Here is a 15369-nt window from a genome sequence, read left to right as displayed (position 1 = left end):
CGGTCAACCAGGCCGCAAGGTAGCAGTTGGGAGTTCAACAAGCAGCCTGCGGGAAAGTTCAAAGTTAATCTTCTTCCTTTAGCTTGACAGCAAAGCATAGCTGCTCCTAAATAACGGTCGTGCTCAGCAAAAAGCTAGGTTAATAGCTGCAACTCGTTATTTATCAACTACAAAGTCGTAGGTGCGGGCTTCGTCGCGGGCCTTGCTGCGGAGCTTATAGAAAACGTAAAGGTTGAAAAAGTGCATCGCGCCCAGGATCAGGATGATGGTGCCGATTTTGATGCTGAGCGTTTCGACGGTTTGTTGGTAGCTGTGTACCTCGTCGGTGCTGCGCAGCGTGAGGGTGGCATAGCCCACGTTAATCAGGTAGAAACCGGTGAGTAAAAGCTTGTTCACAGAATCGGCCAGCGGCTCATTGCCATGAAAAATATCGACCAAAAACGTGCGGCCATTCGTGAAAAGCGTGCGCGCTACCCACACCGTAAGCAGCACCGTGACGGGCAGATAAACTCCGTACACCAGCAGATAGTAGTTCATGATCTTGAAGAAGTTAGAAGTGAAAAAAAGGAGTGTGTAAAAGTGAAATCAGAGAGAAGCTAGGTAAGTTGAGGTAGCAAATCGGTGAAGGCTAGGTCACAGCTTGGATAGCGGAACGTGAAGCCATTTTCCAGCAGCCGCTGCGGCGCCACCTTGCGGCTTTTCAGAATCAGCTCGGTTTCGGTGCGCAATAAAAAAGCACCGATTTCCAGGAGCCACTTTGGTTGCGGCAACTGCCACCTAGGTTGGTAGTGTCGGCAGAGCTGCGCGTTAAATTCCCGGTTCCGAATAGGCTGTGGTGCGCAAAGGTTGAAGGCGCCTTCCAGGTCAGGGCGGGCAACCAGCAGCTCCACAGCGCGGCAGAAATCGTCGACGTGCAGCCAGCTCATCCATTGCTGCCCGTTGCCGTGGGGTGTGGCCAGGCCCCGGCGCGCCAGTCGCGCCATGACAGGCAGGGCGCCGCCATCGGCACCTAGCACAATAGCCGTGCGCAAGGCCACCCGACGGGTACGCGGCGTGGCGGCTACCCAAAACTCCGCTTCCCATTGTTGCGCCACGCGCTCCGAAAAGCCGCGGCCAATGACCCCATCGGCTTCCGTATTGGCGGGCTGCTCATCTGGCGTATCAGCGTATATGGTGGCGGTAGACGCATTAAGCCACACCACCGGCGGATTCTGGCAACGCGCAATGGCTTCCCCCAACACCTTTGTACTATCGACCCGGCTGCGAATAATAGCGTACTGATTCACAATGTTATAGCGACAATTCACGGAGCGACCGGCCAGGTTGAGCACCACTGCCGCGCCTTCCAAGGCTGCCGTCCACGAACCTAGGTTATGGCCATCCCAGTGCAGCATGCCGATTCGGTAGCCACGTTTGCGGCTCAGGATAATTACCCGGTAGCCGAGTTGGGTAAAGTAGCGGGCGAGGTGTTTCCCAAGAAACCCGTTGCCGCCTGCGATGATCATCTTAGGCTGTTCCATGGTGGAAGCAATTTGAATGAGGTTTACTTTATTATTCTAAACTTTCAATAAAATTTGAAATACAAGAGTAAAAAAATAAGCCTAGTACCTAGCCTGGGCGCATCAGCTTCATGAAGGTGCTCAAAAACCAATTTTCATCGGCTTTGATGAGGGTAGAGGCGGCGCTATTAGCGAAGTTGGCAAAGCTCTGAACGCTGGCTATCATCTTCGTAAAAGCCTCTGTTTCTTCCGGCGTGGAGGTAGGGGAGGGCTCTACCTGACTGATTTCGCCGAGCACGCGCATGATGGGTTCTAGCTCCCGCTTGCGACGTTCCTGCAAAATGAGCGTAGCTACCCGGTGAATATCTTTCTCGGCGGAGAAGAATTCGCGCCGCTCGCCGGGCCGCAGCTCTTTGCGCACGATGCCCCAGTCCATAAGCGCACGCACGTTCATGTTCACGTTGCCCCGTGAAATCTGGAGCTGCTCCATGATGTCCTCGGTGCTCAGCGCATTAGGCGACACAAGCAATAAGGCGTGTACCTGCGCCATCGTCCGGCTCACGCCCCAGGCCGAACCTAGGGTACCCCAGCCTTCAATGAATTTGCTTTTGGCTTCGTCGAGTTGCATGGCTCAAATGTAAGATTGAGTTCTGAACTTTCAATAATAATTGAAAGAATATTTGTAGGAACGCGCCACGGCGCGTTCGTCGTTGCTGACACCTGGACAACTACATAGCATATCCAGGTAACCCAGACGACGAATGCGCCGTGGCGCGTTCCTACGGGATAATACTAAATCAGCTGGCAAGCCTCAATCTCCATCTCCTTCATCTTTCGGATAAACGCTTTCGGCTCAATACGGTAGCGGCGCGAGTACGTGTCTACTGTCAGGTGCTCGTGGGGCTCAGCAAACTTGATTTCCAGCTTCTTAGAACCACTAGACTCCTCCACGGCGGCCATGAAGCGGTCCATAAACGGCTCCGTTACAGTGCGGAGGTCAAGCTGCACGCGCACGCCGTTAGCTAGCTTTTCGGCGACGTTGAACAGCGGCTCCATGGTCAGAATCTTAAACTCGAACTGGTCGGAGTCGCGGAAACGCTGGGCGTACTTGCCCCGGATGTACATGGGCGGCACCTGCTCCTTATCGTAGTTGCGGGGATTGATGATAGAGCTAAAGCGCGAGTAATCGTCGCGGAACAAAGCTAGGTTCAAGCTCGATTCGTAATCTTCCACGCTGAACGACACGAATGGTTGGCCGGTCTTGGTGGTTTTGAACATCACGTTCGAAATCAAGCCAGCTACCGTTACCTCGCGGTTCTTGTAGCTCTCTACTTTGTCCAGTCCACAGGTGCAGTATGAGTCGATTTCGAGCTTGAAATCGTCGAGGGGGTGGCCTGAGAGGTAGAAGCCTACGACTTCCTTTTCGCGGCGGAGCTGCTCGGTGGCGGGCCAGGGCTCCATGTCAGCCACTTTGGGTAGGGGCATGGCTACGGCACCGAAAGCGCCGCCACCAAACAAGCTCTGCTGCGCGGAATCTTGGTCGGCTTGGTACTGCTGGCCCATGCGTACCGCCTTGTCGATGAGGTTCTGGTCGCCGCCGGGGGCCTCCACGAACTGGCGGCGGTGGTACCGCTCGAACGAATCGAAGGCGCCCGACAAGGCTAGGCTTTCAAACGTCTTCTTGTTGACGGCCCGCAGGTTTACGCGCTTCGAGAAGTCGAAAATATCGGTGAAAGGACCTTTTTTGCTGCGCTCGGCTACGATGTTCTCAATGGCGGCTTCACCGGCGCCCTTCACCGCGGCCATGCCGAAACGGATCTGGCCTTTTTCGTTTACGTTGAACTTGAGGATCGATTCGTTCACGTCGGGACCTAGCACGGGTACCCCTTGGCGGCGGGCTTCTTCGATGAAGAACGTCACCTTCTTGATGTCCGACATGTTGTTGGTCAACACGGCGGCCATGTACTCGGCGGGGTAGTTGGCCTTGAGGTAGCCAGTCTGGTAAGCTACCACCGAGTAAGCGGCGGAGTGGGAGCGGTTGAAGCCGTAGGCCGCAAACTTCTCCATCACGTCGAACACCTCGTTCGCCTTCTTCTCCTTGATGCCGTGCAGCTCGGCCGCGCCCTTGCAGAACTTTTCGCGCTCCAAGGCCATCTTTTTCATGTCCTTCTTACCCATGGCGCGGCGCAGCAAGTCGGCGCCGCCGAGGGAGTAACCGGCCAAGATCTGGGCGGCCTGCATGATCTGCTCCTGGTACACCATGATGCCCTGGGAGTAGTTCAGGATGGGCTCCAGCAGTTCGTGCGGGTACTCGACCACCTCCCGGCCGTGCTTGCGGTTGATGAAGTTCGGAATGAACTGCATGGGGCCGGGCCGGTACAGGGCGTTCATCGCAATCAGGTCCTCGATGTTGGTGGGTTTGAGGTCCTTGAGGTACATGCGCATGCCCTCGGATTCGAACTGGAACGTGCCGATGGTGTCGCCGCGCTGGTACAGTTCGTAGGTCTTGGGGTCGTCGAGCGGAATGTCGTCGATGTTGATGTCAACGCCGTGGTTCTTCTTGATCAGCTCCAAGGCGTCCACGATGATCGTGAGCGTTTTGAGCCCCAGGAAGTCCATCTTGAGCATCCCGGCCGATTCAATGACCTTGCCGTCGAACTGCGTGACGAGTAGGTCCGAGTCCTTGGAGGTCGAAACCGGGATGTACTTGGTAATGTCGTCGGGCGCGATGATGACGCCGGCGGCGTGGATACCGGTGTTGCGCACCGAGCCTTCTAGCTTCTCCGCTAGGCGCAGAATTTGGCCGCGCAGGTTGTCGGGCGCATCGTCGCGCCGGATCATATCGAGCTCCTGGTTTTCCGCGAAAGCGCCGGCTAGGGTCGTGCCGGGCTTTTCGGGTACCATCTTGGCCAGCTCGTTGGTCACGGGCAGCGGCAGTTCCATAGCCCGCGCCACGTCCTTGATGCTGGACTTGGCGGCCATGGTACCGAAGGTGATGATCTGAGCCACCTGCGTTTTGCCGTACTTATCGACCACGTAGTCAATCACGCGCTGGCGGTTCACGTCGTCAAAGTCGATGTCAATATCAGGCATTGACACACGCTCCGGGTTCAGGAAACGCTCGAACAGCAACGAGTACTTAATGGGGTCGATGTTGGTGATACCCACGCAATACGCCACTGCCGAACCCGCCGCCGAGCCGCGGCCCGGCCCCACGGCCACGCCCATGTCGCGGCCCTTGTTAATAAAGTCCTGCACGATGAGGAAGTAGCCCGCGAAGCCCATCGTCTGAACAATGCGCAGCTCGTATTCTAGCCGTTCCTCGATTTCGGGCGTGCGCTCGGAGTAACGCGGCGGCTTGGTCATCGTCACGATACCTTTCCCGGCACTCGGTCCAAAAGCCCCCACGAACGTTAGCTCCCGCAGGAATTCATCGGCGTTGGCAAAGCCGGCGGGTAACGGGAAATTGGGCAATAAGATGTCGCGGGCCAGCTTGGGCGGCGAGATCTTATCCACAATCTCGTTCGTGTTATCCACACTTTCCGGAACATCCTGGAAAAGGGTGTTCATCTCCTCCTGGCTCTTGAAGTAGAACTGGTCGTTAGGAAAGCCAAAGCGAGACCTAGGTCTGGGCATCTGGGCTTCCTCATCGATGCGCATGAGCTGGCGGCGCACCTGGTCGTCGGACGAAGCTAGGGGGCGCAGGTTATCAAGATGATCATACAGCACCTTTTTCTCCGACGACATCAAGCGGAAGTACTTGGTCTGGAAGTCGCCGACCGGAATGCTGTGCTCTTCCCCCGTATTCACACACAAGAGCAAGTCGTGGGGTGCGAAGTCGTCCTGGTTGACGTAGTGGGAGTCGTTGGTGCAAATGACCTTGACGTTGTACTTCTTGGCCCACTTCAGCAGCACCTGGTTCAGGTCTTCCTGGCTTTTGCCGGTGTTGTCGATGTTCTCGATGCCATGGCGCTGGATTTCGATGTAGTAGTCGTCGCCAAATACATCGAGCCACCACTTCAGTTGCTTCTCGGCTTCTTCCTCCGTTTTCCACAGTAACGCCTGCGGAATTTCGGCACCAATGCAGCACGACGTTGCGATCAGGCCTTCGTGGTACTGAAGCAATAACTCCTTGTCGATACGCGGGTACTTCGAGTATACACCCTCAATGAAGCTCATCGAGCAGAGCTTAGCTAGGTTGTGGTAGCCTGCCTGGTCTTTCGCTAGCAGCAGTTGATGATGGCGCACGTCCCGCTCGCCTTTCTCCCGGCTGAACTGCTTCTTGTGCCGGTCTTCTACCAGGTAAAACTCGCAGCCCACGATGGGCTTCACGTTGTACTTGTTTGCCTCGGCCACGAAGTTGAAGGCGCCGAACATGTTGCCGTGGTCGGTAAGGGCAACGGCGGGCATGCCGTCAGCCTGCGCTTTCTTCATCAGCGCGCCAATGCTAGCTTGGCCGTCGAGGAGGGAATACTGGGTGTGGCAATGAAGGTGGGAGAAAACAGGCATAGCAAGCAAAGTTGGGGCAGAAGGCACCTAGGGTTCAGTAAAGTTACCGCCGTTGAGTGGGAATGGAAAGTTGCCGGACCAGATGTTTCTGTGTATCAAGAACAAAAAAGAATGGCTTTTCGAGCCGTCCTGTCTGATACTTCCGTGAGCTTACGAATCAAAGGATAATGATACCGCATTAAATACGGTCGCGCTTTGAACGATAAAGACGGGCTACCCGTTGAAGATACAAGCTCTTCTTAGACAAGCAGCTTAAGCGTATAGCTTTCAGGCTAAGTGGTCGATAGTTGTCAGTTCAACTGTTTGCACAACTGTTTACCTTCCTGCATCCGTCCCTTGCTAGGGTTTCGGTCCGTCAACCTGCCTGAGTGTTTGCTCGGGTCTGTATCTAAGCGGTAAAAGGCACTAGTACGCACCCAAAGTGCTATCAACCATCAGTGTACTAGTTACCTACAGCCTTCAATAGGCTTTTTCCTCCTTACCGGCCAAGGTACCGCGTCGGACCCCCTACATGAAACATCTGCTGCCTTTAACCGATCCGGGGACCCGGACCGGATCCTCCGTTTCTTGGCTCGACCAACGATTGCTCAGCTTGTGCCAGGATGCGCGCGACCTGCCATTTCTCCACCTTATCCTGCGCATCTCCGTCACGCTGATTCCGCTAGCGGTGCTCATCTTCGTGCCAGGCATTGAGGGCTGGCTCTGGGGTAGTATTGTAGCCATCTACCTAGGTTTGAGTAACTTTTATTTCAAAGGCCCATTCGGGCTGATGCTGCATTGCACCTGCCACCGCATTCTGTTCAAGAAGAAATACGGCTTTCTGAACAAGTACATTCCGTGGGTGATTGGGCCGCTATTTGGGCAAACGCCGGAGTCCTACTTCACCCACCACCTAGGTATGCACCATCCGGAGAACAACTTGCCAGATGATGAAAGCTCCACCATGTTTTACCAGCGCGACTCCTGGCTAAGCTTCCTGCATTACCTAGGTGATTTTTTCGTGCTGGGTATTCCACGCTTGTTCCTGTACTTCGTGCGCACCAAGAAGAAGAAACTACTAGTGCGCTCGGTGCGGGGCGAGCTGCTGTATATCGCGCTGTGTGTTGTATTGCTGTTCGTGAATTGGCAGGCTACGCTGGTGGTCTTTGTGCTGCCCGTTATTATTTCGCGCATCGTGATGATGCTGGGCAATTGGAGCCAGCATGCGTTCATTGCGGCCGAAAGCCCCGATAACTGCTACACCAACAGTATCACCTGCATCAACACGCCCTACAACCATAAGTGCTGGAACGATGGCTACCACATCAGCCACCACCTGAAGCCGGCCATGCACTGGACCGAGCACCCCAGGTCGTTTCAGCAGAACATCGACCACTACGCAGCCAATGATGCCATTGTCTTCGATGGCATCCATTTTCTGCATGTGTTTGTCTATCTGATGACGAGGCGTTATGATCTGTTAGCCAGAAATTTTGTGAACCTAGGTAACAGATACGGCAGTGATGCAGATGTTATTACGCTGCTGAAGTCGCGCACCCAGCGCATCGAGCGTGGCGCTTTTACCTACGCGTCGTAGAACACAGTTCTATATAAAAGCAAAAAGGCGGACGACTATTAAGTCGTCCGCCTTTTTGCTTTTAGCGCAGGAAATAACCTAGGTTATTTCGCGGGCTGAATGGTCAGAACCTCGCCGGGTCTCACATTGAAATCGGGCTTGTTATTCCATTCCATAATCTGCTTGATCGTGACCTTGTACTTGCGGGAAATGCCATACATCGACTCGCCCGGCGCCACGGTATGCTGAATGGAAGTAGCAGCCGGAGCCGCAACGACCGCAGGAGCCGCGGCAGAAGTAGCCGGTGATGCTGGTGCCGGACGCGAGCTAGGTGCCGATGCCGGAGGAACGGCCGGTTTTGGCGCCGCTGTGGCTGGTGGCGCTGTTGCGGCTGGTGTTGTTGTTGGGACGCTGGGCGGAGTCAGGCGCAACGTCTGACCTAGCTGCAGGGAGGGGTTTGGTGGCAAGTCATTCCAGGCAATAAGGTCGGCAGGGCGCAGGCCATACCGGCGGGCAATGGCGTAGAGCCCTTCGCTTTTCTGCACGATGTACAGGCCATTAGCAGGCATCGCCTCAATGGCAGTCGGTACCGACGCTACGGTTGCTGTCGGGCTATCAGAAGTCGGAGTTGCTTTCGGTTGAGATGCTGGCTTAGTAGCAGCTGCGCTTGCTGCGGGCGCGGGGTCACGCAGCACGACGGTCGCCGGCTCTTTGGGAGCTGATGCGGTAGGAGCTGGCTTTGGTGTGGGGGCTTTGCTAGAAGCGGTGGCTGATGCCGCAGGGCTAGGTTCTTCGGTGGGCGCAGGGGCGGAAGAAGCTGGCATAGCTGGCCGACCGGCGTAAACCGTCCGGGGTGCAGGAGCAGGGGCAGGAGAGGAACTAGGCGCAGAAGCAGGCTCTGCCGTGTCGGCCGAAGCAGAATCGGAGGCAGTGGAGGCAGCTGGAAGCTCGTTGAGGTTCTCCATTGTCAGATCTCCGGACGTCATCGTGGTGCTGTCTTCTTCGGCGGCGTCTTCTTCCAGACGATTGTGCGCGGCGACACTGCCCGCGTAAGGCTCTGACTCGGTGTCTTTCGCTTTGCGCGGGCCAGGTGCTGGCGCAGGAGCAGCCGAAGACGGGTTAGCAGAAGCTGGCGCAGGAGCAGCCGACCTAGGTGTAGGCTTAGCAGCCGGCTGAGCAACCGGCCGCTCGAAAGCCGCTTGCGCAACCGTGTTTTCGCTCTGCGCATACTCGACCGGCACTTCACGCGGACGAGTATGTTGGAGCCACAGTACCCGGCCTGGGCGCAGCTCCTCGTTGCGGGCCATGCGGTTCTTGTTCAGAATGGCCTTCACGCGTATTCCATACTTCTGCGACACGGTAGCCACGCTTTCACCGGGCTGGGCGGCATGGTAGGCAACAGCGGCCTTGTCGCGCTTCTTCTGCACGAAGTAGGGCTGCCCAACCACGATGTTATCAAAGGCCATCAGGTCGTTGAACTGCATGAACTTGCGCATTTTCAGGCCCCCGCGCTTCGCCAGACTTTCTTTCGTGTCGCCGGGCAGGGCAACCAGGGCTCGCAAGCCATTAATACGCACGAAATCAGCGTTTTCGGGGTCCGTTTCGGGTGGGGAAAGCAGCTGACCCTTCGTGCCGACTTTCTGCTGGGCGGCCATTGCCGTGAGCTGAATCGGATCGATGACGGGCACCAGAATGGTGTAGGCGCGGTCGAGGGGCACGGTGGCGCCGTCCATGAGCCAGCGGTTGTGCCTGGCCAGGGCAGCTGGCTCCGTTTGCAGGCCGGCCGCAATAGCCGAGAGCTGCTGCCCCCCAATGGCAGGAAACTCCTGAAGCTGCATCGGGGGCCTTGGGTTTTGTCCAACGGCCGGCTCGAAAGCTATTTTGTGCGCCAGGAAGGTGAGAATGTACGCGTGTGTGTTCTGCGTAATCTCCATCTCCGTCGCATTATAGTCGGTCGGAAGCGTGTAGGGCTTAGTGCCGGTCAGACCTAGGTTATAGGTGAGCAGCGTGTTCAACCAGTTGTGCAGCACGCCGTTGTTGCGCAGCAGGTACTTGGCCGCCCCGTGCGATGATACCACAATGTGCTTGCGCTCATCCACCACATCATTCACCTGCACGCCCAGCTCCGTCGCCGATTCGCGCTTGAATTGCCAGTAGCCCACGGCATCGTGGATGGATTGCGCATCGCCCTGCAAACCGCTTTCCTGCAACGACAAAAAGTGGAAATCCAGCGGAATACCTTCCTCCTGAAACACCCGGTCGATAAGCGGGAAATGGGCATCGGCCAGGTCGACGCGAGCCTGGAAGGAAGGCTGGTGGCGGCGTAGCGCGTCCACTTTTTCCTGCACGGCGCGGCGCCCGCCATCCGTGAGGCGCAGGTGCAGGCCAGCAAATTCAATGGTATTGGGTACCGTGACGCTTTGCGCAGCCACCAGGAGTGGCAGCAGGCAGAGCAGCAAAAGCACAATTCGTTTCATGGGCAGGAACAGCTAAGCAGGAACCGCACTTACTACTATTGCGAGCCCCTTAGCCTACAAAGTAGGAGAAAAATCCTGGGAGGCTCGCAGTAAAAAGTGCTATTCTCTGATTAGTTGCCCCCAGGAGGGCGCCCAAAACCGCCGCCCGGCGCACCGCCACCCGAGCCACCCGGACTCATGCCGCCGCCTTCGCTACCGCGCCGCCAGTTGCCGCGGTTCGGGTTATCCGAGTTCCGCTCCCGATCCTGGCCCCGGTTTTCCTGCGGCACGTTGCCTTTGCGCAGGTTGAAGGTGAACATGGCCATGAAGTACTGTTGCAGGTTGTTGGTGCGCACCGTCTCGTTGTAGGCCGTCGAGATGTTGTTCTGCAAGCTCCGGTTTTGCTTCAGCAAGTCGAAGGCGTACACTTTAATCTCGCCCCGCTGATTCGGGAACACCTTCTTGCCGATGCTGGCATTCCAGAGGAAATACTGCTGGCTGGGTGCCGAAGCAATGCCCTGGTTGTAGGTGTGCGTGATGTCAGATTGAATCGAGATGCCTGGCCCTACAATCCAGCTCAGGCGCGCCGAGCTGTTCTGGGTGTAGTAGTTGGTGTTCAGGCGTGTATTCACCGTGTTACGAGCGTAGGTCACGTTACCGTTCGAGGAAACCGTGAAGTCTAGGTTCGGGCTGATGTTGCTGCTGATCGTGACACCTAGGTTGGCGTTAGGCGAGCGGGAGTAGTTGACCAGCTCGTTGTTGATACCCGGCGTGCGCGAGTAGCCCAAGCTGCCGTTTATGTTCAGGTTCGATTTGATAATGGCAATCGGCATACCGTACACCGCAAACGTGCGCAGCGTGTACTGTTGACCTAGGTTCACGGGTCGCGTGAGCTGCCCACCCAGTGGCAGCTGCACCACGCCGCCGTTGATGTTGATGGTCGTATCGCGTAGTGCCACGAAGGTGCTGTTGGTAATGTAGTTATCGGTGAAGGTGGCGAATGCGCCCACGAAGAAGGACGTTGATTTCTCCGGCTTCGAGGTCGAATAGCGCAACGTCATCACGTGCTGGTACTGCTGAATCAAGTTGGGGTTGCCGGTCGTGAGCTGGAGCGGGTTAGAGTTGTTCACGACCTCCTGCAACTGACTGATGCCAGGTGCCGACGTGCGGCCGTTGTAGTTGAAGCGCAAATTCCGCTGCTGCGAGAAGTTGTAGCGCAGCATGGCGTTGGGCAGGAAGTTGTAGAACGTGCGGTTCAGGGTGCCTTCCTGCGGGAAATGCTGCTTGTTCTCTAGATCCGCTTTTTGGCCCGTCACACCTAGCATCACCTGGTAGTCTTTGTTCTGGCGGCGGTAGCTGGCACCTAGGCCCTGGGTCAGGTAGTTGCTCTTGAAGACGTTGCTCAGGCCCGTATTCAGATTGTCGTAGTCGCCCGTCAATTCCGAAAAATCGTAGGTTTTCTTGTCCGAGTCGTTTGGCGCGTAGGAGGCGTTGTAGTTGAATTGCAGCAAATCCTGCTTGCTCAGCGGCTCGGTGTACGAAATGCCCGAGTTGAGCTGCCAGCCGGTTTGGTCGAGGCGCGAAAGCTGATCCAGGGTTGTTTCCAGCGTCGTGTCGCGGCTGGTGCCCGTCACCGTCGACAGCGAGCGGGAGAAGGAGTACAGGTTGTTGTCGGAGTTGCGCGTGTTGTAGTTCGCATTCAGATCAACGGAAATCGTGCGGCCGGGCTTGCCAAAGCGGTGACGGTAAAGCAGTTGGTTCGAAGAAGAAACGCTCGATGCCTTGGATCCATAGGTGCTGGTCACGTTGCCGCGCTCCGCGTCGCCTACCCGCGTTATGCCGTCTACCTTGCTGCTGCTGCTGTTCTGCTGCACCGTGAAGGAGGGCACGAACAGCAGAGAATTTACCGAGTCAATCTTGTGCTCCAAGCGCAGGTTGAAGCGGTGGTTGGTGTTGCGGCTATCGGCCAGCGAAGTTTGCTGGAAGGTTTGCTGCTCGCTGGCCGGCACTTCGCCGTTGGAACCGCGCGTTGCATAAATCCGGTCGGTGAGGCGGTTGGTGGTGTTGTTGCTCTGATTGAAGAAATAGCTAGCCGTTACCTGCGTCTTTTTGCCCCACAGATCGGAGTAGTTGAGGCCGATAGCGTTGGTGCGGGAGATGCCACCACCATTGCCGCCACCGCCACCTGCGCCCCGCGAGTTGCCTGTAACACCCAGCAGGTCAGCGGTGCCGAAGCTTTGCTGGTTGATGTTGTTCGACTGGCCGACAATAGAAATGCGCCGGTCGCCGCTGAAGGTGTTGTAGTTACCGCTCACCTGGTAGCGCTCGGCAAACGACGAGCCTGCGCCTGTCTGCTGACCGCCGCCGGCTCCCGCCACGAAGCGCCCGAATTGTCCTTTGCGGTACTGCTTTTTCGTAACGATGTTGATGGTTTTCTGGGTGTTGCCATCATTAAAGCCGGAAAAGCGTGCCTGGTCGCTCTGGCGGTCAAACACCTGGATGTTGTCGATGATTTCAGCCGGAATGTTCTTCAGCACGGCGTCGGGGTCGTTGCCAAAAAACTCCTTGCCATCGACCAATACCCGTTGCACGTCTTCGCCCTGGGCCTGCACTTTGCCACCTTGCGTGGTGATGCCCGGCATTTTCGTGACGAGGTCCTGCGCGTTGGCGTCGGGGTTGGTTTTGAAGGCGTTAGCGTTGTACTGCGCCGTATCGCCCTTCTGCACGGCGGCCGGCGTTTTGCCGATTACCTCCACGCCTTTCAGCGTGACGCCGGCTTGCAAAGCTAGGTTGCCCAACGCAACCGATTGTGTAGTAAGCACTACCGGCCGGCTGAGTGTTTGATAACCCAGGAAGGACACAGAAAGATTATAGCGACCAGCCGCCAGCCCGGTAAAGCTAAAGTTGCCACTCGGATCGGCAGCGACGCCGCGCTTCACGGAGTCGGGCAGATGCACCAGCAGCACGTTGGCGCCAATCAGCGGCGATTGATCTTTGGCGTCGAGGGCCCGGCCGGTAATGGATAGCGTTTGGGCAATAGCCGCAGTACTAAGCCAATATAACAGAAATAGGGTAAGTAACTTTCTCATACAATGCATCGCAGGATCATTCCTTCTGACCCCTAGACGCGGGTTATGAGACAAGGTTTAATTAGTTCCCGGAAGAAAATAAAAATTGTTTGTCGGCCGGGAATTCTGTCACCTTGCTGAATGAGTATCTACCTAGGTGTCATTTCGACCAACGGGAGAAATCTCGCGTGCTGAGGTTACAGTGGTAATCTCCTGTCGATTGAAGTTACCACTGCAAGCGAGATTTCTCCCGTTGGTCGAAATGACGTTCGCTTTTCTGCTTGTCCCGATAGGATGCGTTCTTACCGCTTACGAACTACCAGGATTCCGTCGCGCACCGGCAGCAGCACATTTTCCACGCGCTCATCCTGTTGCACCTTATCGTTGAAGGCACGTACGGCGTGCGCATCTTTGTCGGCGGGCTTTACGGGGTAGGAGGCCAGCGCCTTGCCGCTCCACAACACATTGTCAATCAGGATGAAGCCGCCGGGCCGCACCTGCGGCAACACCAGCTCGTAGTAGGCGTCGTTGTTGATCTTATCGGCGTCGATAAAAACCAGGTCCCAGGTTTCCTGAAAGCTAGGTATGATGCTGAGCGCCTGACCGATGTGCAGGTGAACATGCGCACCTAGGTCTGCTTCGGCCAGGTAGCGCCGGATGCGGCTTTCCAGCTCCGGGTTTTGCTCTACGGTGTGCAGCTCGCCATCAGGAGCCAAACCTTCGGCCAGACACAGCGCCGAGTAGCCCGTGAACGTGCCTAGCTCCAGAATGCGCTGCGGGCGGATCATATGGCTGATCATGCTCAGCAGCCGGCCTTGCAAATGGCCCGAAAGCATCCGCGGGGCGAGTACCTGCACGTGCGTTTCGCGGTTGAGGCGGCGCAGTACGTCCGATTCAGGAGAGGTGTGGGCTTCGGCGTAGAGGTTGATTTCGTCGTCCATGAGCTAGGTGCGGGCGGGCTCCCCGGCGGAGCGCGTCGTGCGAATGTAGGGCCACAAGGGGCAAGTGATAAGCAGCGCCGCCATCATAGCGCTGAGGCCAGCAACGACACAGATACCGAGAAACGCAGATTTGATCAGCTGCGGATACGCTTCGTGAGCGGCATAAAGGAAAGCCAGCCAGAACACCGCTGTCAGCACCGACCACATGATCCAGAATTTGCGCTGTGCGCTCACGGGTACTTCCGGGAGGCTTCGGGTGGTCGGCAGATTCCAGACGTACCAGGCAATTGCAGCCAAGCCGATTATCGATGAGCCATTCTGGAACCACGCCCGCAACGTGATGTGCGCCACCTGATAGCTCAGGATTTGCAGCTCGGGCTCGAAGCGGCCGCGTTGGTGCGTGAAGGTGTCCCACACTAAGTGCGAAGCGCAGCCCACCAGAATACCGAGCAGCAAGCGCGGGCTCCAAAGGTTGCGGAGCGGCCACGATTGATTCGCCAGCCACTCCAGCCGCAGCCGAATAAACGCAGGCAGACTGAGAATCAACGGTTTCTTGACGATGCCGTGGAACAACCCGATGATCAACAGGCTCAGCGGCAGATCGAGCCATAGCGCACCGACAAGCGTGTGGCCGGCGCCGCCGCCCGGCCGCAGCCGGAAAAAGTACTCCAGATCGGGCGCCATGCTACCCACGATGAGCCCGGACGCCGAGAGCCACCGACGCGTGCGGCGGAGCAGGGGCAGAATAATGGCTGGATGAGCGGGCGTGAAAGGCATAGGTAATTTGTCTGAACCACGGATTCCTGCAGATCTGTCGGATTACGCGGATCTTGTGGACGGTGTTTGTTCCGGTAAACGGCTTGGCTTCAAGCGGAATAGCCAAATTCCGTAGCCCGCTATGCCTTGAGTGTACTCGTAAGCGGTTACCTGAAACAAGCCTTCGTAACGGAAAACCGTGCTGCCTTCGTGTGCTACTTTGCGCAGCACGCGGATAGGCCTGCCGGTTGCGTGGCTTTTTACCAAAGCTAGGTTGCGATCGGTGAGAAGCTGATCGGTGACCTGTTTGCCCGTCCGTGGGTCACGGCCTCCGTGGCCGGCGTAGCGGATTTCTTCATCCGTAAACACGTCGTCCTCATACGCATCAGCCACCACAATCGAGTCAACGCCTTCGTGCTGGGTGCCGCTGATGCCCGCTCGCGTCGGCCGGTGCAGCCCCGCCGCCGACAGCGCCAGCCGGTTCGCAAATATGTCGCCCGGCTGGTAAGAGCCAACATGCCCGAATTGACGCACTGAGCGGTGAGGTGGTGAAATGGTGAGTTAGTGAAGTAGTTGATAAAGAAT

The 15369-nt window shown here is 56.8% G+C and carries 10 protein-coding genes; 1 reads left to right on the top strand and 9 read right to left on the bottom strand.

Annotated elements, in window-relative coordinates; all coding sequences use genetic code 11:
* Nucleotides 1–156: 156 nt before the first annotated feature.
* The 4 genes from IEX74_RS01595 to dnaE form a co-directional block, all read right to left on the bottom strand.
* Nucleotides 157–537, bottom strand: coding sequence for a hypothetical protein (locus IEX74_RS01595; RefSeq protein ID WP_188810281.1), 381 nt, complete (start codon nt 535–537; stop codon nt 157–159).
* Nucleotides 538–596: 59 nt separating this feature from the next.
* Nucleotides 597–1520: a TIGR01777 family oxidoreductase gene (locus IEX74_RS01590; RefSeq protein ID WP_188810272.1), complete on the bottom strand. Its 924-nt coding sequence runs from the start codon at nt 1518–1520 to the stop codon at nt 597–599.
* A gap of 88 nt (nt 1521–1608) precedes the next feature.
* Complete coding sequence (locus IEX74_RS01585) at nt 1609–2127, bottom strand: GbsR/MarR family transcriptional regulator (RefSeq protein WP_188810270.1); 519 nt, start codon at nt 2125–2127, stop codon at nt 1609–1611.
* Between the two features lie 164 nt (nt 2128–2291).
* On the bottom strand, nt 2292–6008 hold the full coding sequence (dnaE, locus tag IEX74_RS01580; protein ID WP_188810268.1) for a DNA polymerase III subunit alpha: 3717 nt from the start codon (nt 6006–6008) through the stop codon (nt 2292–2294).
* Between the two features lie 511 nt (nt 6009–6519).
* On the opposite strand from dnaE, the gene IEX74_RS01575 reads away from it, so the two are divergent.
* Nucleotides 6520–7584 (top strand): fatty acid desaturase family protein, encoded by a 1065-nt coding sequence (locus IEX74_RS01575; protein ID WP_188810266.1) that lies wholly within the window; start codon nt 6520–6522, stop codon nt 7582–7584.
* A gap of 83 nt (nt 7585–7667) precedes the next feature.
* Here the strand turns inward: IEX74_RS01575 and IEX74_RS01570 are convergent, their stop codons facing one another.
* The 5 genes from IEX74_RS01570 to IEX74_RS01550 form a co-directional block, all read right to left on the bottom strand.
* The gene (locus IEX74_RS01570) at nt 7668–10040 is read right to left on the bottom strand and encodes a LysM peptidoglycan-binding domain-containing protein (RefSeq protein WP_188810264.1); all 2373 of its coding nucleotides are present in this window, start codon (nt 10038–10040) and stop codon (nt 7668–7670) included.
* Nucleotides 10041–10150: 110 nt separating this feature from the next.
* Nucleotides 10151–13108: a TonB-dependent receptor gene (locus IEX74_RS01565; RefSeq protein ID WP_188810262.1), complete on the bottom strand. Its 2958-nt coding sequence runs from the start codon at nt 13106–13108 to the stop codon at nt 10151–10153.
* Nucleotides 13109–13389: 281 nt separating this feature from the next.
* Nucleotides 13390–14028: an O-methyltransferase gene (locus IEX74_RS01560; RefSeq protein WP_188810260.1), complete on the bottom strand. Its 639-nt coding sequence runs from the start codon at nt 14026–14028 to the stop codon at nt 13390–13392.
* Nucleotides 14029–14031: 3 nt separating this feature from the next.
* On the bottom strand, nt 14032–14805 hold the full coding sequence (locus IEX74_RS01555) for a DUF4184 family protein (protein WP_188810258.1): 774 nt from the start codon (nt 14803–14805) through the stop codon (nt 14032–14034).
* A 42-nt stretch (nt 14806–14847) separates the two neighbouring features.
* Entirely contained in the window at nt 14848–15318 is a 471-nt protein-coding gene (locus tag IEX74_RS01550; RefSeq protein WP_188810256.1) for a YDG/SRA domain-containing protein, read from the bottom strand.
* Between the last annotated feature and the right edge of the window lie 51 nt (nt 15319–15369).

Origin of the sequence: Hymenobacter cavernae, from assembly GCF_014641455.1 — a bacterium.
GTDB lineage: Bacteria > Bacteroidota > Bacteroidia > Cytophagales > Hymenobacteraceae > Hymenobacter > Hymenobacter cavernae.
Note: the sequence above shows the minus strand (reverse complement) of the source record. Positions and strands in the feature narration are given on the sequence as shown.

What these genes read in the sequence shown, in the direction of transcription:
- IEX74_RS01595 (WP_188810281.1), bottom strand. Translation starts at nt 537, where the DNA reads ATGAACTACTATCTGCTGGTGTACGGAGTTTATCTGCCCGTCACGGTG.
- IEX74_RS01590 (WP_188810272.1), bottom strand. Translation starts at nt 1,520, where the DNA reads ATGGAACAGCCTAAGATGATCATCGCAGGCGGCAACGGGTTTCTTGGG.
- IEX74_RS01585 (WP_188810270.1), bottom strand. Translation starts at nt 2,127, where the DNA reads ATGCAACTCGACGAAGCCAAAAGCAAATTCATTGAAGGCTGGGGTACC.
- dnaE (WP_188810268.1), bottom strand. Translation starts at nt 6,008, where the DNA reads ATGCCTGTTTTCTCCCACCTTCATTGCCACACCCAGTATTCCCTCCTC.
- IEX74_RS01575 (WP_188810266.1), top strand. Translation starts at nt 6,520, where the DNA reads ATGAAACATCTGCTGCCTTTAACCGATCCGGGGACCCGGACCGGATCC.
- IEX74_RS01570 (WP_188810264.1), bottom strand. Translation starts at nt 10,040, where the DNA reads ATGAAACGAATTGTGCTTTTGCTGCTCTGCCTGCTGCCACTCCTGGTG.
- IEX74_RS01565 (WP_188810262.1), bottom strand. Translation starts at nt 13,108, where the DNA reads ATGAGAAAGTTACTTACCCTATTTCTGTTATATTGGCTTAGTACTGCG.
- IEX74_RS01560 (WP_188810260.1), bottom strand. Translation starts at nt 14,028, where the DNA reads ATGGACGACGAAATCAACCTCTACGCCGAAGCCCACACCTCTCCTGAA.
- IEX74_RS01555 (WP_188810258.1), bottom strand. Translation starts at nt 14,805, where the DNA reads ATGCCTTTCACGCCCGCTCATCCAGCCATTATTCTGCCCCTGCTCCGC.